This is a genomic window from Actinoplanes sp. NPDC051494 (genome assembly GCF_044454705.1).
GTDB lineage: Bacteria > Actinomycetota > Actinomycetes > Mycobacteriales > Micromonosporaceae > Actinoplanes.
The window spans coordinates 144,786-162,980 of sequence record NZ_JBITDZ010000001.1 but is presented as its reverse complement, the minus strand read 5'-3'; the positions used below and the strand labels follow the sequence as shown (position 1 = coordinate 162,980).

Annotated in this window: 21 protein-coding genes; 9 read left to right on the top strand and 12 right to left on the bottom strand. The window is 72.2% G+C overall.

Translation table 11 applies throughout. The features are described 5' to 3' along the window. The first annotated feature begins 28 nt into the window (after window positions 1–28). The 3 genes from ACIA6A_RS00795 to ACIA6A_RS00785 all read left to right on the top strand — a co-directional run bounded on the left by ACIA6A_RS00795 (window position 29) and on the right by ACIA6A_RS00785 (window position 2,557). Window positions 29–901 (top strand): class I SAM-dependent methyltransferase, encoded by an 873-nt coding sequence (locus ACIA6A_RS00795; RefSeq protein ID WP_396095249.1) that lies wholly within the window; start codon window positions 29–31, stop codon window positions 899–901. A 133-nt stretch (window positions 902–1,034) separates the two neighbouring features. Further along, window positions 1,035–2,021 carry a LuxR C-terminal-related transcriptional regulator gene (locus ACIA6A_RS00790; RefSeq protein ID WP_396095247.1) on the top strand — a complete coding sequence of 329 codons (987 nt, stop codon included), beginning with the start codon at window positions 1,035–1,037 and terminating at the stop codon, window positions 2,019–2,021. A gap of 5 nt (window positions 2,022–2,026) precedes the next feature. Then, window positions 2,027–2,557 carry a hypothetical protein gene (locus tag ACIA6A_RS00785; RefSeq protein WP_396095246.1) on the top strand — a complete coding sequence of 177 codons (531 nt, stop codon included), beginning with the start codon at window positions 2,027–2,029 and terminating at the stop codon, window positions 2,555–2,557. Here ACIA6A_RS00785 and ACIA6A_RS00780 read toward each other — a convergent pair whose 3' ends face one another. Next, a complete protein-coding gene (locus tag ACIA6A_RS00780; RefSeq protein ID WP_396095245.1) occupies window positions 2,558–3,184 on the bottom strand; it encodes a hypothetical protein in 627 nt (208 codons plus the stop codon). A gap of 75 nt (window positions 3,185–3,259) precedes the next feature. Between ACIA6A_RS00780 and ACIA6A_RS00775 the strand changes: the two genes are divergently transcribed. Further along, complete coding sequence (locus tag ACIA6A_RS00775) at window positions 3,260–3,817, top strand: TetR/AcrR family transcriptional regulator (protein ID WP_396095243.1); 558 nt, start codon at window positions 3,260–3,262, stop codon at window positions 3,815–3,817. Here the strand turns inward: ACIA6A_RS00775 and ACIA6A_RS00770 are convergent. After that, complete coding sequence (locus ACIA6A_RS00770) at window positions 3,790–4,059, bottom strand: hypothetical protein (protein WP_396095242.1); 270 nt, start codon at window positions 4,057–4,059, stop codon at window positions 3,790–3,792. The genes ACIA6A_RS00775 and ACIA6A_RS00770 overlap by 28 nt on opposite strands. Window positions 4,060–4,233: 174 nt before the next feature. On the opposite strand from ACIA6A_RS00770, the gene ACIA6A_RS00765 reads away from it, so the two are divergent. Continuing rightward, entirely contained in the window at window positions 4,234–5,376 is a 1,143-nt protein-coding gene (locus tag ACIA6A_RS00765; RefSeq protein WP_396095241.1) for an LLM class flavin-dependent oxidoreductase, read from the top strand. A gap of 88 nt (window positions 5,377–5,464) precedes the next feature. After that, window positions 5,465–6,271, top strand: a complete 807-nt coding sequence (locus tag ACIA6A_RS00760; RefSeq protein ID WP_396095240.1) for a polysaccharide deacetylase family protein — start codon at window positions 5,465–5,467, stop codon at window positions 6,269–6,271. A 61-nt stretch (window positions 6,272–6,332) separates the two neighbouring features. Here the strand turns inward: ACIA6A_RS00760 and ACIA6A_RS00755 are convergent, their stop codons facing one another. From ACIA6A_RS00755 to ACIA6A_RS00735, 5 genes are all read right to left on the bottom strand, one after another. After that, window positions 6,333–6,992 (bottom strand): hypothetical protein, encoded by a 660-nt coding sequence (locus ACIA6A_RS00755; protein WP_396095239.1) that lies wholly within the window; start codon window positions 6,990–6,992, stop codon window positions 6,333–6,335. Between the two features lie 12 nt (window positions 6,993–7,004). Then, complete coding sequence (locus tag ACIA6A_RS00750; RefSeq protein ID WP_396095238.1) at window positions 7,005–8,657, bottom strand: protein kinase; 1,653 nt, start codon at window positions 8,655–8,657, stop codon at window positions 7,005–7,007. Between the two features lie 60 nt (window positions 8,658–8,717). Further along, the gene (locus tag ACIA6A_RS00745; protein ID WP_396095237.1) at window positions 8,718–9,626 is read right to left on the bottom strand and encodes a GNAT family N-acetyltransferase; all 909 of its coding nucleotides are present in this window, start codon (window positions 9,624–9,626) and stop codon (window positions 8,718–8,720) included. Window positions 9,627–9,771: 145 nt separating this feature from the next. After that, window positions 9,772–10,713 carry a PDR/VanB family oxidoreductase gene (locus tag ACIA6A_RS00740; RefSeq protein WP_396095236.1) on the bottom strand — a complete coding sequence of 314 codons (942 nt, stop codon included), beginning with the start codon at window positions 10,711–10,713 and terminating at the stop codon, window positions 9,772–9,774. Between the two features lie 11 nt (window positions 10,714–10,724). Next, on the bottom strand, window positions 10,725–11,081 hold the full coding sequence (locus ACIA6A_RS00735) for a cupin domain-containing protein (protein ID WP_396095235.1): 357 nt from the start codon (window positions 11,079–11,081) through the stop codon (window positions 10,725–10,727). 106 nt (window positions 11,082–11,187) lie between these two features. On the opposite strand from ACIA6A_RS00735, the gene ACIA6A_RS00730 reads away from it, so the two are divergent. After that, window positions 11,188–11,781 carry a GNAT family N-acetyltransferase gene (locus tag ACIA6A_RS00730; RefSeq protein ID WP_396095234.1) on the top strand — a complete coding sequence of 198 codons (594 nt, stop codon included), beginning with the start codon at window positions 11,188–11,190 and terminating at the stop codon, window positions 11,779–11,781. A 6-nt stretch (window positions 11,782–11,787) separates the two neighbouring features. Here the strand turns inward: ACIA6A_RS00730 and ACIA6A_RS00725 are convergent, their stop codons facing one another. The 3 genes from ACIA6A_RS00725 to ACIA6A_RS00715 are packed head-to-tail and all read right to left on the bottom strand — an operon-like array spanning window position 11,788 to window position 14,683. Then, a complete protein-coding gene (locus ACIA6A_RS00725) occupies window positions 11,788–13,164 on the bottom strand; it encodes an FAD-binding oxidoreductase (RefSeq protein WP_396095233.1) in 1,377 nt (458 codons plus the stop codon). Further along, a complete protein-coding gene (locus tag ACIA6A_RS00720) occupies window positions 13,161–13,988 on the bottom strand; it encodes a sulfurtransferase (protein WP_396095232.1) in 828 nt (275 codons plus the stop codon). The genes ACIA6A_RS00725 and ACIA6A_RS00720 overlap by 4 nt, the downstream gene beginning before the upstream one ends. Then, a complete protein-coding gene (locus ACIA6A_RS00715) occupies window positions 13,985–14,683 on the bottom strand; it encodes an alpha/beta hydrolase (RefSeq protein WP_396095231.1) in 699 nt (232 codons plus the stop codon). The genes ACIA6A_RS00720 and ACIA6A_RS00715 overlap by 4 nt, the downstream gene beginning before the upstream one ends. Before the next feature lie 215 nt (window positions 14,684–14,898). Here ACIA6A_RS00715 and ACIA6A_RS00710 point away from each other — a divergent pair, with 215 nt between their 5' ends. Further along, entirely contained in the window at window positions 14,899–15,534 is a 636-nt protein-coding gene (locus tag ACIA6A_RS00710) for a hypothetical protein (protein ID WP_396095230.1), read from the top strand. A gap of 66 nt (window positions 15,535–15,600) precedes the next feature. Here ACIA6A_RS00710 and ACIA6A_RS00705 read toward each other — a convergent pair whose 3' ends face one another. Beyond that, window positions 15,601–15,984: a hypothetical protein gene (locus ACIA6A_RS00705; RefSeq protein WP_396095229.1), complete on the bottom strand. Its 384-nt coding sequence runs from the start codon at window positions 15,982–15,984 to the stop codon at window positions 15,601–15,603. 82 nt (window positions 15,985–16,066) lie between these two features. Beyond that, window positions 16,067–16,354: a hypothetical protein gene (locus ACIA6A_RS00700; protein ID WP_396095228.1), complete on the bottom strand. Its 288-nt coding sequence runs from the start codon at window positions 16,352–16,354 to the stop codon at window positions 16,067–16,069. A 926-nt stretch (window positions 16,355–17,280) separates the two neighbouring features. On the opposite strand from ACIA6A_RS00700, the gene ACIA6A_RS00695 reads away from it, so the two are divergent. Continuing rightward, the gene (locus ACIA6A_RS00695) at window positions 17,281–18,141 is read left to right on the top strand and encodes a LysR family transcriptional regulator (RefSeq protein WP_396095227.1); all 861 of its coding nucleotides are present in this window, start codon (window positions 17,281–17,283) and stop codon (window positions 18,139–18,141) included. The last annotated feature ends 54 nt before the right edge of the window (window positions 18,142–18,195 follow it).

The following is an 18,195-nucleotide window of genomic DNA, read 5'->3' as shown; positions in this document are numbered from 1 at the left end:
CGACGCAATGCTCGCCTACCGTCGGGACATGGCACACGATCACGGGCACGACCACGGCCACCACAGTCACGGCCACCACGACCACGCGGAGGACACCTACGCCGAGATGCTCGATCTCGACGCCGAGGTGCTGCACGAATACCACGCCGGCCTGCAGGATCTGCTGCACCAGCTGTCCGGCGACCCGCGGCGCATCCTCGACGTCGGCAGCGGGACCGGCACCGGCACCCTGGCGCTGGCCCGCAGCTTCCCGGCCGCCGAGATCCTCGCCCTCGACGTCTCCGAGGACCTGCTCACCCGCCTGGTCGCCAACGTCCGCGCGCAGGGCATCGGCGACCGCGTCCACCCCGTACGGGCCGACCTCGACGCCGGCTGGCCCACCCTCGAACCGGTCGACCTCGCCTGGGCGTCCGCGTCGATGCACCACCTCGCCGACCCCGGCCGGGTGGTGGCCGACGTGCTCGCCACCCTGCGCCCCGGCGGCCTGTTCGCGATCGTGGAGATGTCCGGCTTCCCGCGTTTCCTGCCCGACGACCTCGGCTTCGGCCGGCCCGGCCTGGAGGCCCGCATGCAGGCCCTGGTCGCCGAGCAACGCGCCCACGACATGCCGCACATGGGCGACGACTGGGGCATCCGCCTGACCAGGGCCGGTTTCACCGTCGAGGCGGAACGCCACGTCCCGATCGAGCTCACCGCACCGCCGCGGCCCGCGACCGGCCGCTACGCCCAGGCCGCCCTGCGCCGCCTGCGCGGTGGGCTCGCCGACCGCCTCGACCCGGCCGACCTGGCCACGCTCGACGACCTGACCACCGCCGGCGGCCCGCGCGCCATTCTGGACCGCGACGACCTGACCGTCCGTACCGACCGCTCGGTCTGGATCGGCCGGCGCCCGGTGGCCTGATCCCGCCGGCCTGATCCCGCCGGCCTGAATCGTTTCCCGTTGCGGGATACTGCAAGATCCGCTGATTGACCCTTTCCATCGACCCTCCCGGATGCTTGAGTGTCCTGGTCGGACGGTGCCGGGGGGAGGCTCGATGACGGCTGTCGTGCCGGTGCTCACGCGATGGGGTGTGGGTGCGGACGCGGATCTCGTCTACCGGGCGCTGGTGCAGTTGCGGCCGCGGGACGTCGCCGGGCTCGCCCGGGAGCTCGGCATGAGTGCCCGGCGGGTCGGCGACGCGGTGGACGAGCTGGTGGCGATCGGCGCGGTGGCCCCGGGGGCGGGGCTGTTGCGGGCCACCGCCGTGGACCAGGTCGTCGATCGGCTGCGCCGGCCGCCGGGCGGGCGGACGCGCGATGATTCCCGGGACCGCTGGCGGCGGCACGTCGCGGCGGTCGACGGGCTCGGGCCGCTCGCCGTCGCCACGGCGCGCCGGTGGACCCTGGGCGCGGCGCGGGCCCGGGTCACCCAGCTGGCCGAGGCCGAGCGCCACGAACATCTGGCGATCAACACCGAGGTCGTGTTCAGCAACAGCTCGCTGGCCGCGGCCCGCCCGCTCGACCAGCGGCTGCTGGACCGCGGCGTCCGTGCACTGGTCGTGCAGCGCCCGCCGCGCGACGGTGACCGGGGGATACCCGCGCACAGCGTCGCCACCGTGCCGGTGGGGTCCTGCCGGCAGACCGACGACGTGCCGCTGAAGCTCATCGTCTTCGACCGGCGGGTCGCGTTGTTCCCGGCCGACCCGCTCGACCGGGACCAGGGCTACGTGGAGGTCGCCGATCCGGACGCGGTACAGCGCTGCTGCGCCCTGTTCCACCGGCTGTGGTCGCGGGGCCGTGATCCGTTCGCCGAAGGGGTGGCCCCGATCGACCTGTCCCGCCGGGAACGCACCCTGGTCGTGCTGCTGGCCGCCGGTCACACCGACGTGACCGCGGCCGCCGAGCTCGGCATCAGCCCCCGCAACGTCTCCTACACGATGCGGGCGGTGATGGACCGGGCCGGCGTCGAGAACCGTTTCCAGCTCGGTCTGCTGCTGGGAGCCACCGGCACGATCCGCCCACCTCACGACAACGAGGAATGATGACCATGCGTACGAGGATCGGTGCCCTTCTGGGCGTCACGGCACTGCTGCTGGGCCTGGCCTGGCCCGCGCCCTTGGCCTCCGCCGCGGGGACCGGCTGGCCGGCCGCACCGTGTGCCACCGGGGCGTTCGGCGCGCTCGTCCGCGACGGGGAGCACATCCTGGTGCCGGCGACCGTCACGCCCTGCGGCCGGTGGGACGAGGACCTGCGGTTCACCGTCGCGGGATTCCGCCCCGGGGTGAGCCCGCAGGTGTTCGCGAGCGATCTGCGCGCGTACGCCCGGACGGCCCCGACCCTGGTCACCGCCGATCTGGTCACCCAGCTCACCGAGGACATCGGGCTCTGCCTGCTGGCGTCCGCGACCGACCGGGTCGCCTGCGTCCGGGTGACCCTCGACCCGTTCGGCAGCGGCCTCGCCGCGGTCCCGATCCGCACCGGCGACGACCTGGTCGCCGCTCCGGTCGTCTTCCGCGACGAGGACCACCCGCACCTGCCCAGCCCGTGGTGCCTGACCTGCCTGGTGATCGAGCCCTGATCAGGGCGCGGCCGGCCGGCGCGGCGCGAGCGTGTAACTGAACGAGATCACGAAGTCGATGCCGAGGACGACCGCCCACGGCGCCATGACCCGCCACAGCGGCGCCGCGACGCCCGGCCCGCCGGCTAGGAGGGTGAAGATCGCGAGAACAACGGCCGAGACGGCGTACGCCAGCAGGTGCCGCAGCCATGTCCGGCGCTCCTGGGCGGCGTGCGCCCGCCCGGTGAGCCGCGGGGGCCGTCCGGTCGCGGCCACCGGCCGATCGCCCGCGGCTTGCTCGTGCGCGGCTTGCTCGTGCGCGGCTTGCTCGCCCGTGCCGTGTCCGGCCGTGGCGGGCGGGGTGTGGTGGAACCGGCGGGCCACCTGGGCGTCGGCCCAGCGCAGCATGGAGTGGCCGAACGCCACCGAGACGCCGAGGTAGACCGCCGCGAGGCCGTGGGCGGTGCCCGCCGGGGCGCCGCCGCGCAGGTCCACGACCGCCAGCGCGAGCAGGGCGACGTCGGTGAGCGGCACCATCAGCAGCAGGGCCGCACCGAGGCGGGGCCGGCGCCACGCGTAGCGGGTCAGCAGTCCGGCCAGCAGCAGGACCCAGAAGCCGATCTCGCAGGCGACGATCGCGACCACCACGGCGTACCCCCCGTTTTCGCACGACTGTGTTTTATCGTTTATAACACGGTCGTGCGACAATCGGGTGTGCCAAAAGTGGTCGACCATCGGGAACGTCGCAGCGAGCTGGCCGCGGCCGTCTGGCGGGTGATCGGCCGCGACGGCGTCGCGCACGTGTCGATCCGCGCGGTCGCCACCGAGTCCGGGTGGTCCTCCGGCGCGCTACGGCACTATTTCGCGACCCGTGACGAACTGCTCGCGTTCGCCTGCGAGCACGTCATCGACAAGGTCACCGCCCGCCTGGAGGCGCTGCCCACCGACGGGCCGGTCCGCGACGCGGTGCGCCGGGTGCTGCTGGAGACCATGCCGGTCGACGTCGCGCGCCACACCGAGGCGTCCATCGTCTTCTCGTTCCTGGCCCTCGGCCTCGGCGACGCCGAGCTGGCCCGGGTGCAGCGCCTGCACTTCACCGGCATGTACGAACTGTGCCTGCGCCTGTCCGGCGACCGCCCCGCCGTCGCCCGCCGGATGCACGCGCTCGTCGACGGCCTCACCGTGCACGTGCTGGCCGGGCACCTCACCGTGCCGGAGATGATCGCCGGGCTCGACGCGTTCCTCGACGAGGTCTACTCGTCGAAGCCGCCGGTCCAGTGATTCTCGTCGACCTGGTACGCCTCGACGGTGAAGCAGTCCGGTTCGTCCCGGAACCCGGGCAGCGTGCGCGCGTGCCCGGCCCGCTCCAGCGCCCGCTCCCGGCTGGAATAGACGCCGAGCATCTTCGGGTCGTCGCCGTACTCCTCGTCCCAGTTCAGGGCCCCGCCGGCGTCGCGGTGGAGCACCGCACCGCCATCCTGGGGCCGGGCGTGCCGCACGTGCCAGAGCAGGAAGACATCCACAGTGGAGCATTATGGCCACCGCCGATCACCGATCCGCCGGGGGGCGGTGCGCCGATCATCGCGTACGGCCGGTCCGGTCAGATGATCGACCACGGGCGGCCGGCGTGGCCTGCGAATGGGCCGTCCGGGGCGGCACTCTATCTAGCCCATGGGAGATATGGGTAGCCTGGGGTCATGCCCTCCCTGGACTTCCACTGGTTCCTGCCCACCAACGGCGACAGCCGGGACATCGTGGGCGGGGGACACGGCACCCCGGTCGGCAGCGCCGGGGGCCTGCGCCCGCTCACCATCGGTTACCTCGGGCAGATCGCCCGCAGCGCCGAGCAGCTCGGCTTCACCGGGGCACTCACCCCGGCCGGTGCCTGGTGCGAGGACGCGTGGCTCACCACCGCGATGCTCACCCAGGTCACCGAGCGGCTCAAGTTCCTCGTCGCGTTCCGTCCCGGGCTCGTCTCGCCCACCCTGGCCGCGCAGATGGCGTCGACGTTCCAGCGCCTCAGTGGCAACCGGTTGCTGCTCAACGTGGTGACCGGCGGGGAGTCGCACGAGCAGCGGTCGTACGGCGACTTCCTCGACAAGGACGCCCGCTACGAGCGTACGGGGGAGTTCCTCGGCATCGTCCGGGCGCTGTGGCGCGGTGAGACCGTCGACCACGACGGCAAGCACCTGCGGGTGGAGGGCGCGCAGCTCAGCCGGCTGCCCGACCCGGTCCCGGAGATCTATTTCGGCGGCTCCAGCAAGGCGGCCGGCCCGGTCGCCGCCGAGCACAGCGACGTCTATCTGACCTGGGGCGAGCCGCCCGCGCAGGTCAAGGAGAAACTCGACTGGATCCGCTCGCTCAAGCCGGACATGCGGTTCGGCATCCGGTTGCACGTCATCGCCCGCGACACGTCCGAGGCCGCCTGGGCCGAGGCCGACCGGCTGCTGTCGCACGTCTCGCCGGACGACATCGCGACCGTGCAGGCGGGCCTGCGCCGCAGCGAGTCCGAGGGTCAGCGCCGCATGCTGGAGCTGCACGGCGGCTCCCGCGACGGCCTGCTGGTCGCGCCGAACCTGTGGGCGGGCGTCGGCCTGGTCCGCGGCGGCGCCGGCACCGCGCTGGTCGGCAGCCACACCGAGATCGCCGACCGCATCGCCGAGTACGCCGACCTGGGCATCACCGAGTTCATCCTGTCCGGTTACCCGCACCTCGAGGAGGCCTACTGGTTCGGCGAGGGCGTCCTGCCCGAGCTGCGCCGCCGCGGCCTCTGGCGGCACCCGGCCGGTGACGCCGGCACGGCGCAGGGCAGCATCCCGTTCGCCGGGGTCGCCCGCTGAGGGTCCGGTCCCCGTCCGCTGCGTTCGATCGTCCTGTTGCGCCGCTTTGCCACACTCGCGGACTGCAACGGGGGGATCAACAGTGACGATGAGTAGGCGTGCCGTCATGCGGGCGGCGTTGTTCACGGGTGCCGGTGCCGCCGGTGGTGCGGTGGGGATGAGCAAGATCCCGCGGCTGGCCGGCTGGGACCGGCCACCGCTGGGCGGGGGGTACGCGGCCGCGGCGGACGCCCCGGAGGTGCTGCTGAACCCGGGTGTCATGGTCCGCTACTACGTGCGGACCAGTGAACCGGTGGTGGCTTTCACGTTCGACGACGGGCCCGGCCCGCAGTGGACCCCGATGGTGCTCGACACGCTGGACGAGGCCCGGGTCCCGGCCACGTTCTTCATGGTGGGCCGGCACCTGGCCACCCACGAGGCCCTGGTACGCGGCCGGCTCGACCGCCACGAGGTCGGCAACCACTCGTGGTCGCACGACGACCTGGCCACCCTCGACCGGCCCGGGGTGGAACGCGAGCTGGGCCGTACCCACGAGGAGATCGAACGGGTCACCGGGCGGGCACCGGCCCTGCTGCGCCCGCCCTACGGTCACCTCGGCGGGTCCACGGTGCTGGCCGCGGACGCCTTCGGGTACGACATCGCGCTCTGGTCGCACCAGATGCGCGAGCGGCGCTTCCGCGACGACCCCGACGGCCAGGTACGCGACATCGTGGACAGCGTGCGCCCCGGCTCGATCATCCTGGCGCACGACGTCGGCAAGTCCCTTCGCCTGCTGGCGCTGACCCGGCTCGGCGCCATGATCGACGGCCTGCGCGCCCGCGGGTTCCGCTTCGTCACGGTGTCCGAGCTGGCCGCCCTGGACAGCGGCGCGCCGTCACCGGCGCCGGCCCACTGACGCCCACCCACTGACGCCCACCCACCGACGCCCACCCACCGACACCGGCCCACCGAACCGCTCAGGGGGCGAGTTCCGTGGTGAACACCGGCCACCCCTCGTCGGCGATCTTTCCCTCGTCGACCCACGTCTCGGTGTGCGCGCCCCTGAGCACGAAGTTGCCGAAGTCGCCCTCCGGGGCAAGGACCCAGGCCTGCTCCTTGTCACCCGGGACGCAGTCGCGCATCCGGAGGACGCCTTTACGGGTGTCGGTGACGCACTGGTCCGCGCCGGACCCGCCGGCCGCCGGGGCCGCCATGACGACGACGGTGTTGCGGGTGTCCTCGGTGCGTTTGCGGACCTTGGCCGCCTTCATGATCATCCGGGCGGACTCGCTGCCCTTGGTGCCGGCGAAGTCGACGGTGCCGTCCGGGTGCGACGTCAGCAGGTAGCCCTTGCCCGCGTCGAGCGACGACGAGATCTCCACCGGGACGCCGATGCCGATCTCGTAGTTCTTCAGCGTGGAGACGTCCGCGGCGACGAGTTTCGGCCCGCTGGTCGCCGGTGCGGCGGTGGGTGTCCGCGGCGGGGCCGGGGACGAGGTCGCCGACGGCTCCGGTGCCGGTGACACCGAGCTGGGGGCCGGTGCCGGCGTCGGGGCGGCCACCGGCGCCGGGCCGGCACAGGCGGTCAGAGCGGCGGTGCAGGCGGCCGCCATCGCCACCCGGTACGTGCGGAACATGAATCGGTCTCCTCAGAGTTCGCCGCGGTCGACGAGCGTGTACTTGTCGGCGAACAGGGCCTCACCGACCTCGGTCACGTCCGACCGCTTCCTCTCGGCGTCCCACATCAGCCAGCCGTGCTCGTCGCTCTTGATGCTGTAGGTGGGGCGGCCTTTCGCGTCCTTGTCCCCGGTGGCCACCATGGCGAACAGGGTGGCCGCGGTCGGGGCGCAGGTCGCGCCCACCACCGGCGACGCGGCCCGGCCCGGGACGTAGTCGACGCCGAGACAGTAGTCGTCGCCGGCGTAGCCTTCGCCTGCCAGGGAGCGGATCATGTAACGGACCCCGACCGGCTTCAGGACGAACTCCGCCTCGGGGCCCGTACCGTCGGAGAGGTCCAGCTCGTCGGTCGTGCCGTCGATCATGAAGTAGCGGTTGCCGGTCGTCAGCTGGATCGAGAACCGCCGGTCGCCGGCCAGGATCGCGGTCTGCGCGTCCGCCGGCGTCGTGGCCGGCCCGGCGGTTTCCGAGGCCGGCGCCGAGCCCGAGCCCGCTCCTCGGTCCGACGCGGACGGCTCGCCGCCGAACCGGTTCGCCTGATGCAGCACACCCAGCCCGCCACCCAGCAGCACCAGCCCGGCCACGGCCGCCGGCGCCGCGCGGCGCAACACACGCGACCGGGAGGAAGCGACCCGTAGCCCGTCCGCCCCGCCCTGGCCGGTGGTGGGACGGGACGCGCTCGAAACGGGGGCGGGACGGGCCGCTCCCGGATTGCCGGTTGCGGCGTCGAGCGAGCCGGGATGAACCCGCCACGCGGTGCCGGCGGTGTCGTCGGGTGGGCGGACGGCGACCGGTACGGACGGGGACCGCTGGGTCGAGCTGCCCAGCAGCGCGTCGAGCAGTTCACGGGCGGTCGGGCGCTGCTGCGGGTACTTGGCGAGCGAGGCCTCCACGAGGGCGCGCAGCGGTGCCGGCACCCCGGTCAGGTCCGGTGGCTGGGTGAGGATCCGCACGGCCGCCGCGGCCGGGGAGTCGGCCGTGAACGGGGTGCGGCCGGTCGCCGCGTAGGTCACCACCGCACCCCAGGCGAACACGTCCGCGGCCGGCGTCACTTCCTGCCCGTACGCGGGATCGAAGCGCTCCGGTGCCATGTAGGCGACCGTGCCGACCATCTGGTCGGTGCGGGTGTGCATGCTGGTGGCCTCGAACGCGCGGGCGATGCCGAAGTCGATGACCTTGACGCCGCCGAGCGCGATCAGCACGTTGCCGGGCTTGAGGTCGCGGTGGATCACCCCGGCACCGTGGATCGCGGTCAGCGCGGTGGCGATGCCGACGGCCACGCCCTGCAGCAGGTGCCCGGTCAGCGGCCCGCGTTCCTGCACCAGCGTGTTGAGCGCCGGCCCGTCGACGTATTCGACGACGAGGTAGGGCGGGTCGTGGTCGGGGTCGGCGTCGAGCACCGCGGCCGTCGAGAAGGAAGGCACCTGCTGGGCCCGGGTGACCTCGCTGCGGAACCGGCCCCGGAATTCCTCGTCGCCGGCGAACTCGGGGCGGACCATCTTGACGGCGACCGTGGTGCCGTCGGCGGCCCGGCCGCGGAACACCGTGCCCATGCCGCCCTGACCGAGCCTGCTGAGCAGCTCGTAATCGCCGAGCCGGACGGGATCACCAGGACGTAAAGGCATGTGCATGACCCGGGCGATCGTACTCGTCGATCACCCGGGCCGCGACCCGTGCCGGGTCCGTCAGGCGGGCCAGACCATGTCGAGCTGCCGTTCGAACACCGTGTAGCCGCCGCGCGCGAACGCCCGGGCCATCGGCACGTTGCCGAGGTCGGTGGCGGCCCGGATGCGGGGGACGCCCTGAGCGGCGAGGATGCGGGTGCCCTCGGCGAGGATGTCGTCGATGTAGCCGTGCCCGCGCAGTTCCGGCAACACCCCGAGGTAGGCGATGATCGGGTTGTAGCCGTTGTGTGCCGGGATCACGAACCCGGCGGGGGAGCCGTCGGGCAGTTCCGCGATCCGCCACCACTCGTACGGGCTGGCATAGCGCGCCAGCTCGTCGTCGTAGGTGAGCTGGGCGGACTCGGCCGGCGACATCCGGGTCAGCTCGTCGCGGTGGTGCGCGTCCAGGGTGCCGTCCAGGACCCGGGTCATCAGGTCGATGAGCTCGGTGGCGTCGCGGGGCTCGCGGAACGTCAGCCGCCCGGACGGGGCCGCGATCGGGGTGCCGGGCTCCCGGTGCAGGCGGAGCCGTTCGACGAACACCGTGGCGCCGGTGGCCTCCAGCGCGGCGATGCGGGCCCGCATCCCGGTACGCACGGCGTCGTCGTCGCGCCAGTCCGGCGGCAGGTAGCGGGTGTACTCCGGCGGCGCGGGCAGGGTGGCCAGTGCGGCGCGCAGCAGCTGCTCCCCGGCCGCGGCCTCGGTCATGTCGAAGACGTCGAGCACCAGGGGGTGCGGGTCACCGGCCCGGGACCAGAAACCGGCGCGGGCGAGGAGCCGGTCGTCGTCGTCCACCGCCACCCACAACCATGGCAGGTGGCGCCGGCCGGCTTCCAGGTCACCGGCGACCTCGGTGTTGAGGACGTACGGGAATCCGAGGAACAGGTCGATCTCTTCAGTCCCGCGCAGCGGGCGAAGGTGCAGCGTCACGGCTAACTCTCCGGGGAGAAGGGCGCCCGCGGGAAGGAGCGGGCACGGTGATCATGCGGTTCATCGCGTCACGCCTCCTTTCGGTGTCGATGAGGTGCGTAGGTGTACCCGGCCCGCCGCGGTCGCGGCAACCGATTTACCGCCGCTACAGGTCGATGACCAGGCGGGACCCGGCCGCGCGGGACACGCACAGCATCATGCAGTCGTTCGCGGCCTTCTCGGCGCCGGTCAGCACGACGTCGCGGTGCTCGACCTGTCCGGCGAGGACCTTGGTCTCGCAGCTGCCGCAGATGCCCTCCTCGCAGTCGCTGAGCACGTCGAACCCGGCACCGGTGACGACCTTGAGGGCGCTGCGGCCGGCCGGGACCGCGAGCTCGATGCCGGAGCGTTCCAGCCGCAGCGTGAACGCGCCCGGCTCGGCGACCGGCAGATCGGGTGCCGCGAAGTACTCCGCGCGCAGCCGTTCGCCCCGGCCGCGGGCGTCGAGCGCCTCCTGGACGGCGGCGGTGAGCGGGCCGGGCCCGCACACGTAGACCAGGGCGTCCGGCAGCTCGACCAGCAGGTCGTCGAGCAGCTCCGCCACCGGCGGCCGGCCCGCCACCGCGGTCTCGTGGATGCTCACCCCGGCACCGAGCGCGCGGACCCGCTCCAGGAACGGCATGCGCGCGGCGCAGCGGCCGAGGTAGGCCAGCCGCCACGGCGTCCCGTCGGCGCCGAGCCGTTCGGCCATCGGCAGCAGCGGGGTGATGCCCACGCCGCCGGCGATCAGGACGACGGCGGGGGCGGGTTCCAGCGCGAAGTGGTTCCTGACGCCGCGGACGGTGATCCGGTCGCCGGGGCGCAGGCTGCGGTGCACCCACCCGGACCCGCCCCGCCCGGCCGGTTCGTGCCGGACCGCGATCGTCAGGGTCGCGGCCCCGGGGGTCCCGCACAGCGAGTACTGCCGCACCGAGCCGTCGCTCACCACGACGTCGAGGTGCGCGCCCGGCGTCCAGGCGGGCGGCGCGGCCCCGGTGGGGCCGGCCAGCTCGACCGCCAGCACGTCGTCGGCCTCCAGGCGCAGCCCGCGGACCATCAGCTCCGTCACCGCCGGCTCCGTCACGGCTTGTGGACCACGTAGACCTTGCGGAGCCGCTCGGTGACGGTCCACTCACCCAGCCACCCGATCGGGAAGTAGGCGGTCGACCCGGCGGTCACCTCGACCGGCTCGCCACCGTCCTCGGTGACCACCATCCGCCCGGCGATCACGTGGATGATCTCGCCGCGGGTCCGGAACTCCCACCGCGACGTCCCGGGCTCCGACTCCCAGATCCCGGAGATCACCCGCCGGTCCCCGGTGGCGAAGTCGACCCGGCTGCGCACCGTGATCTCCCCGCTCAACGGTTCGGCACTGGGCGGCCCCAGCAGGGATTCCGTGAGGCCGGTGGCCTCCGCCGGCCGGTTGACAACAGTCACGCGCGCGCTCCCTCACGGTCCGCTCGGACACAGTCGCCCAAGTATTGGATCCCAAGACTGTATATCTGGATCCGTGGCCGCGCCAGGCGGCGTCCTACGATGGGCTGTGACCTCCGATCTCACGACCACGCCGGCCCTCGCGGCCGGGACGCTGTCCGCGACGGCGCAACCCCTGATCGACGGAGCCGGCGGGCTCGTACTGCGGCCCTGGGCCGACGGCGACGCGCCGGTCTTCCTCGCGGCCTACGCGGATCCGGAGATCCAGCGGTGGCACACCCGCCGGCCGGGAACCGCGCGGCGGGTGCTGGAGTGGTTCGAGCGCTACCGCCAGGAGTGGGCCCGGGAGACGGGCGCGCACTGGGCCGTGACCCGCGACGGCGGCGAGGTGCTCGGGCGGATCGCGCTCAGCGGCGTCGAGCCCGGCGACGGGATCGCCGGGATCGGCTACTGGGTGCTGCCCGCCGCCCGCGGTGCCGGGGTGGCGCCCCGGGCGCTGACCGCGCTCAGCGCGTGGGCGCTCGCCGAGGGCCGGTTCCACCGGCTGCACCTGGACCACTCGACCCGCAACGAGAGCTCGTGCCGGGTCGCCCTCAAGGCCGGCTTCCGGCTCGAGGGCACCAAACGCAGCGACGCGGTGCACGCCGACGGCCGCCACGACATGCACCTGCACGCCCGGATCCGTGGCGACGCCCCGGCCTAGGGCGGATCAGAAGACCTTGCCGGGGTTGAGGATGCCCTTCGGGTCGAACAGGTCCTTGATCTGCCGCTGCAGGCCGTGGTTGGTCTCGCCGAGCTCGCGGGCCAGCCAGTCCCGTTTCAGCGTGCCGATGCCGTGCTCGCCGGTGATCGTGCCGCCCAGCTCGAGCGCCAGGGCGAAGATCTCGCCGGCCGCGCGCCGGGCCGCCGGCGGGATGTCGCGGGCCGCCGGGTCGACCACGATGATCGGGTGCAGGTTGCCGTCGCCGGCGTGCGCCAGGGTGCAGATCGGCACGCCGTGCCGGGCCGAGATCACCGTGATCTCCTGGATCGCGTCGGCCAGCCGGGAGCGAGGGACCGCGATGTCCTCGATCAGCGGCCGGCCGAGCCGTTCGATCGCGGGCAGGGCCGCCCGGCGCGCCGCCAGCAGGGCGGTGCCGTCACCGCTCACTTCCACCGATTCCGCGTACGGCCGCAGCGCATCCGCCACCAGCGCCGACTCGCCGAGCCCGTCGGTCTGGGCGATCAGCAACGCCGCTCCGCGTGCGCGCAGCGTGGTGCCGAGGTGGGCGTCGACCGCGGTCAGGGTCGCCGCGTCGAGGAGTTCCGCGACGGCCGGCTGGACCCGGGTGGCGCTCAGGGCGAGACAGGCCGTCGCGGCGGTGGCGGCGTCGCGGAACGTCGCGGCGACGGTCGCGGTCTCCACCGGGAGCGGGCGCAGGCGCAGGGTCGCCGACACCACCACGCCGAGGGTGCCCTCGGAGCCCACGAAAAGGCCCGTCAGGTCGTACCCGGCAACGCCTTTGAATGTCGCCGTGCCGGTCCTGATCCGCCGCCCGTCGGCGAGGACGACCTCCAGGCCGAGCACGGAGTCGCGGGTGACGCCGTATTTCGCGCAGCGCAGGCCGCCCGCGTCGGTGGCGATGTTGCCGCCGATCGTGGAGATCTCGTGGCTGGCCGGGTCGGGGGCGTAGCGCAGGCCGTGCTCGTGGGCGGCCCGGTCCAGGTCGGCGGTGATCACGCCGGGTTCGGCGACCGCGGTGGCGTCGTCCGCGCGCACGGCCACGATCCGGTTCATCCGGGACAGGTCGAGGACCACGGTGCCGGTGCCCGCGGTCGACGCCCCGGTCAGGCTGGTGCCGGCCCCGCGCGGCACCACCGGCGTGCCGGCCTCGTGGGCGAGCCGCAGCACCCGGCTGACCTCGGCGGCGTCGCGCGGGAAGACGACGGCGGCGGGCCGTCCTTGCGGAGGCCACCCCGATCGATCGGTACGCCGTGACTCCAGCACCCCGGCGTCGCTGGTCCACGCGACATCCGCGGCCGGCAGCCACTCCGCCGCGGACGGGGCGGCGGCGGTGGCCGGGGTGCTCAGGTGTCCGGTCGTCACTTCTCGACCGGCCTTGCCGGGTCCGAGCTCCACGCCGACCACGAGCCCGGGAACAGCGCGGCGTCGATCCCGGCGATCGCCAGCGCGGCCACCTCGTGCGCGGCGGTCACCCCGGAGCCGCAGTACACGCCGACCTTGCCGCCGGTGAGGCCGGCGAACCGTTCCCGCAGCTCGGCGGTGGGCAGGAACCGCTGGTCGCGCAGGTTCTCGCCGGTGGGGGCGCTCAGCGCACCGGGGATGTGCCCGGCGCGGGGGTCGACCGGCTCGACCTCGCCGCGGTAGCGCTCGCCGGCCCGCGCGTCGAGCAGCACCCCGGGCCCGGGCAGCGCGGCGGCCTCGTCGGCGGTCAGCGTGGGCAGGTGACCGGGGGAGAGCACGATGTCGCTGGGCTGCCGCGGGCCGGCGTCGCCGGTGGCCACGTCGTAGCCGGCGTCCACCCAGGCGGCGAGCCCGCCGTCGAGGATCCGCGTCGTGCCGACCCCGGCCCAGCGCAGCAGCCACCAGGCCCGGGCCGCGGCCAGTCCGCCGCTGTTGTCGTAGACGACCACGCCGCGGCGCCGGGTGACACCCCAGCGGCGGGCGTCGACCTGCAGGTCGGCCAGGGCCGGCAGCGGGTGCCGGCCCTGGGCCGGGTCCGTGGCATGGGCGGCCAGCTCGGTGTCCAGGTCGACGTAGACGGCCCCGGGCAGGTGCCCGTCGCGGTAGTGCTCGTGCCCGTCCGGGTCACCGAGCGCCCACCGTACGTCCAGCAGCACCGGCGGGCCGGGATCGGCGAGCCGGGCGTGCAGCTCAGCGGCGGTGACCAGCACGTCGGCGCGGCTCATGCCGTGGCCCGGACGATCTCGGCGCCGTTGCGCAGCTTCTCCAGGAACAGCACGATCAGGGCGGCGACCGTACGGTGCGTGACGTCGTTGAGGATGTCGTGCCGGCCGCCCTCGATGACGACCGGCGCACCGGGGTACCGCACGGCCTGGAGCGGGCTGATCGTGTCGGCGCCACCGTGCACCCCGAGTGTGGGGATACTCCCATAGCCCGTAGGCTCTATCAACTCTGTAGGAATTGGGGCCGAAAAAAGCGAGGCGCCGCCGCTCAGTACCCGCTGGTGGTTCGGGCACGCGGTACGTGCCTCGACCTCGGCCTCCAGCCCGCTCAGGTCGAACGTGGCCAGGTCGACGACCGCGCTGGGCCGCGCCGGGCTGCCCGGGAGACCGGCCAGGACCAGGCCGTCGAGCCCCGGCACCGCACGCCGGGCCAGGGCCAGCGCGAACAGGGCGCCGGTATCCGACCCGGCCACCACCCTCGGCCCCGGCAAAGAGTCGTCGACCAGCAGTTTCTCCGCCGCGGCTAGGCTCGCGGGCAGGTCGGCGGTCACATCGGGCAGCACCCGCACCCGGTACCCGTCGGCGGCGATCCGCCGGCCGAACCGCGCATACACCCCGGTGGTCTCACCGCGCCCGGCGGCGACGATGACGGTCCCCCGGGGGGCGATGCCCTCGGGTTCGTCCCAGAAGTCGGTCATGTGCACAGCCTCGCCGATGCCGGGGGTGCGCGTCCAACAATGTTCCGCTATCACCATCGACAACCGTTCGTTATCGATCGAGACTCCTGCGAAGAGGTCAACCAAATCGGTGTGTCCCGGCAGCGACCCGCGGCATGCGTCACCCCGCATCCATCCGAGGTATCGACCAAAGTCAACCCTCCCCTTTGAGGCATGCGACTCGTAATCTCAACGCCATGGAGCGGCGAGATCGTCAGATGCAGATCATGACTCTCATGGGCAACCGCATCGATCAGGAACATGCGCTGATCAACAGCCGCATGACATGGCTGATGACGCTCAATGGGTTCCTGCTTGCCATCTATGGCGTTGCGGTGACCAACTCTGACAAATTTGCCAGCGGCAAGGCTTTCGGGATCGTCGTCATCGGAAGCAGTGCGGTAGGTGCGATTTGCAACGCCTCCGCCATTTACTCACACTATTGGGCATCGCGCGCCTTGAAAGAGACGGAACAAACGGCGCGGTGGGCGCTTGATGATAAGCACATCGATGAAGACGATATGAAGGATCCCGCATACTTGTTCCGCCTGTTCGGGCGCGATCCCGGCGCCGTGGGGTCCGGAGGTCCGGCTAAGTCGAAAGCCACACATCCCTTCTGGCCTCTGCACAAATTGATGCACCCGTGGAACCTTTTGCCGATCGTTTTCGACGTCGCCTTCGTCTTGCTCCCCTTCGTTGAGCTGGAAATCAAACTCAAGGGTTCCAGCTATAGGGTGCCGCCCCTTATGGCAGCACTACCGCTGCTGCTCCTGCTCTTGACTTTCGTGTCTTTTTTGCACGAGCGGCTGATGGAGAGGCGGCGCGCTGGTTGAGACGGCACGACAGCCGCGCGCAAGCAGGCAGACCCACGCGCTTGACGCTGCGCTTGTGCCCAGTCGTCAGAAGGTGGGGCAGAGGTGCCTGCGAACCGCTTTCAAGATCTTCGCTGACTTCACCTTCCCGAATCCAGTTGGGTGGTCCGGTGACGTGAATCTCTTGCCCGCAAGTTCGATCAGCTTGTCCTTGTCATCCGGCCACTTCTTCACTGAAGAGCACTGGCTACGACCACGGCTGACAGCCCGGTCGGGCTTCTCCCCGACGATGTCGGGGTCGATATCGACGAGGTCGTTGATATAGGCAGCGGTTGCTTCCATCGAGATGGAAGCGGCTCCATCGGACGTGGGAGTCGCTACGCTTCCGTGCTTGCCTGCGGTTGCTTCGTTGCTGGTGCAGCCGGCGAGCATAAGCAATGCGGTCAGAACGAGAATTCGGTGGAAACTCACTATGGATTGATCCTTGTGATGAAGCTTGCGTGGGCGGCAGTCGTGCGGCCGACCTTGGGAATCCACCAGCGAGCCATCCCGGTCAGACTTTAGTGCCGAGGGAATATCCGAGCTTTTCGACCACCCGGGCTGCCTCGACGAGATTCCCGGGCCGTTCGTCTTCGACAGCCCGAACCAGGTCGGCGGCGTCCTCGTGGTCCTGCCAGGCGTGATCATGTGGAGCGTGCACCACGAGGCCGCCCTCCTGGACGAAGCGCAGCTCCCAGACCACATGCATAGGCGCTTGGCGTTTGGCCACCATGAGGCGGGGTGTGCTGCGGCCGGTGCCACGCAGGTCGAGATGGGGCAGCAGGTACTCACGGAAGATCATGGGTGTCCTCGTCGGTCCAGGGGAGCACTGTGATCAACGAGGGTGGCCGGCTTTAGAAATGCGTTCAGGCGGTCGGCAGGCTCTATGTCCCGACTGTGATCTTGCGGACTTCCATGACGCCTGAAAGGGAACTCAGAGCCTGCAGACCGTCGTTGCTACTCGATCGGCGCCGCACCGACCTGAATCCACCAGCGGTCGCTCGAGTTCTCGCCGCCGCGTGCCTGAGCGTAGGCGGCGCTGTTGCTCCGACGCATTGGCCACTCGGGCTGTGGGACTTCCTCGATGGCGTCGCCGCGGTCCGGGACGCGGCCCCGAGGGCGAACGACCGAGGCCCCGAACTTGCGTCGAGCCCGGGCTTTGCATGCGGCAGGGATCAGATTCCCTGCTTGTCCACGTCGGTGACCCGCACCGAGATCGACGTGTTCCTGCTCGCTGTCGACAGTGACTCCGTCGGCACGGTGTACTCCTCTCCGGTCACCTCCAGCGGTCCGATGATGGGACCGCTTTCATCGCCCTTGATCGGGTAGGTGACGTCCCATGTTTCGTCCGATGACAAGTCCGGACCGACGTAGCCCAGCTGGACTTTTCGGCGGCGAGGCCGCGCCGCATTTCAGCGGGTCGGCAGCCTGTCGTGACCACATTGGTGGGGTGGATGCCATTGGTATGACCGCTTACGGCTTACTGAACGGGACGGTCACTATGATCGTCGCGCTTGACAGCAAACGTGACGGTCGCCGTGTCCGCTCGTACCTCGTCCGGCAGCCCGGCCTGCTTGGTCGTGGCGTTGCGGTGCCCGTCAGGCGAGGTGGACCCTTGGCGTGCTGAGCATGCGGAACAGGAAGTACCGCATGCAGTCATGATGCAATGACCGCCACCCGTTGATTATCGATCGGTGTTACTTATCAATCGGTTGCTACGGTCGCGCCATGGGACCTGTCCTCGACATCGTGGCACTGCGCAGCCTCATCGGCGTCGCCGACTGCGGTGGCTTCCACCGCGCCGCCGAGGTGCTGCGGATCAGCCAGCCCGCGGTCAGCCAGCACATCCGCCGCCTCGAGAAGGCGGTCGGCCGTCCGCTCGTCGAACGCCGTGGGCGCGGCGCCGCCTTCACCGCCGACGGCCAGGCGCTGCTCGCCGAGGCCCGGCGCATCCTCACCGCGCACGACGACGCCCTGCGCCGGCTCGCCGGGCCCGAACCGGCCACGATCACCGTCGGCACCACCGAGCACGCCGCCGACCTCATCCTCCCGATCGTGACCGAGGCGCTCGCGGTCTCGCACCCCGATCATGCCGTCCGCTTCCGCATCGACCGCACCGCCCGCCTCGACGACGCGGTCCGGCACGGCACGCTGGACCTGGCGGTCTCCATGTCGGAGATCTCCAGCGCCCGGGCCGAGCCGGTCGGGTCGCTGCCGCTCACGTGGTACGCCGCACCGGGCTGGAGCCCGCCGGCACCCGGCGGCGCCTGGCCGGTCGTCGCGATCGAGGAGCCGTGCCTGCTGCGCGGCCGGGCTCTCGACGCCCTCACCGGCGAGGGCCTGCGCCCCTACGTGGTCTGCGACAGCGGCTACCTCGCCGGGGTGGCCGACGCGGTTCGCGCCGGCCTGGGCGTGGCCCTGCTGGCGGGCACGGCCCCCGAGGGCCTGACCGCCCGCACCGACCTGCCCCCGGTCGCCCCGGCGGCGCTCGGCCTGCACGCCCGCCCCGGAGCCGTCCCCGGCCTCGCCGCGACCGTCCTGGCCGCGCTGCGCACCGCCCTCGGCCCGGCGGCCGGCCGTCCGGCGTGAACGGGGGCCGCGATCGGCCCGGCAGCCGGCCGTCCGGCGTGAACGGGGGCCGCG

What these genes read in the sequence shown, in the direction of transcription:
- ACIA6A_RS00715 (WP_396095231.1), bottom strand. Translation starts at nt 14,683, where the DNA reads ATGACCGACTTCTGGGACGAACCCGAGGGCATCGCCCCCCGGGGGACC.
- ACIA6A_RS00795 (WP_396095249.1), top strand. Translation starts at nt 29, where the DNA reads ATGGCACACGATCACGGGCACGACCACGGCCACCACAGTCACGGCCAC.
- ACIA6A_RS00765 (WP_396095241.1), top strand. Translation starts at nt 4,234, where the DNA reads ATGCCCTCCCTGGACTTCCACTGGTTCCTGCCCACCAACGGCGACAGC.
- ACIA6A_RS00720 (WP_396095232.1), bottom strand. Translation starts at nt 13,988, where the DNA reads ATGAGCCGCGCCGACGTGCTGGTCACCGCCGCTGAGCTGCACGCCCGG.
- ACIA6A_RS00750 (WP_396095238.1), bottom strand. Translation starts at nt 8,657, where the DNA reads ATGCCTTTACGTCCTGGTGATCCCGTCCGGCTCGGCGATTACGAGCTG.
- ACIA6A_RS00700 (WP_396095228.1), bottom strand. Translation starts at nt 16,354, where the DNA reads ATGATCTTCCGTGAGTACCTGCTGCCCCATCTCGACCTGCGTGGCACC.
- ACIA6A_RS00785 (WP_396095246.1), top strand. Translation starts at nt 2,027, where the DNA reads ATGCGTACGAGGATCGGTGCCCTTCTGGGCGTCACGGCACTGCTGCTG.
- ACIA6A_RS00790 (WP_396095247.1), top strand. Translation starts at nt 1,035, where the DNA reads ATGACGGCTGTCGTGCCGGTGCTCACGCGATGGGGTGTGGGTGCGGAC.
- ACIA6A_RS00755 (WP_396095239.1), bottom strand. Translation starts at nt 6,992, where the DNA reads ATGTTCCGCACGTACCGGGTGGCGATGGCGGCCGCCTGCACCGCCGCT.
- ACIA6A_RS00695 (WP_396095227.1), top strand. Translation starts at nt 17,281, where the DNA reads ATGGGACCTGTCCTCGACATCGTGGCACTGCGCAGCCTCATCGGCGTC.
- ACIA6A_RS00710 (WP_396095230.1), top strand. Translation starts at nt 14,899, where the DNA reads ATGGAGCGGCGAGATCGTCAGATGCAGATCATGACTCTCATGGGCAAC.
- ACIA6A_RS00760 (WP_396095240.1), top strand. Translation starts at nt 5,465, where the DNA reads ATGAGTAGGCGTGCCGTCATGCGGGCGGCGTTGTTCACGGGTGCCGGT.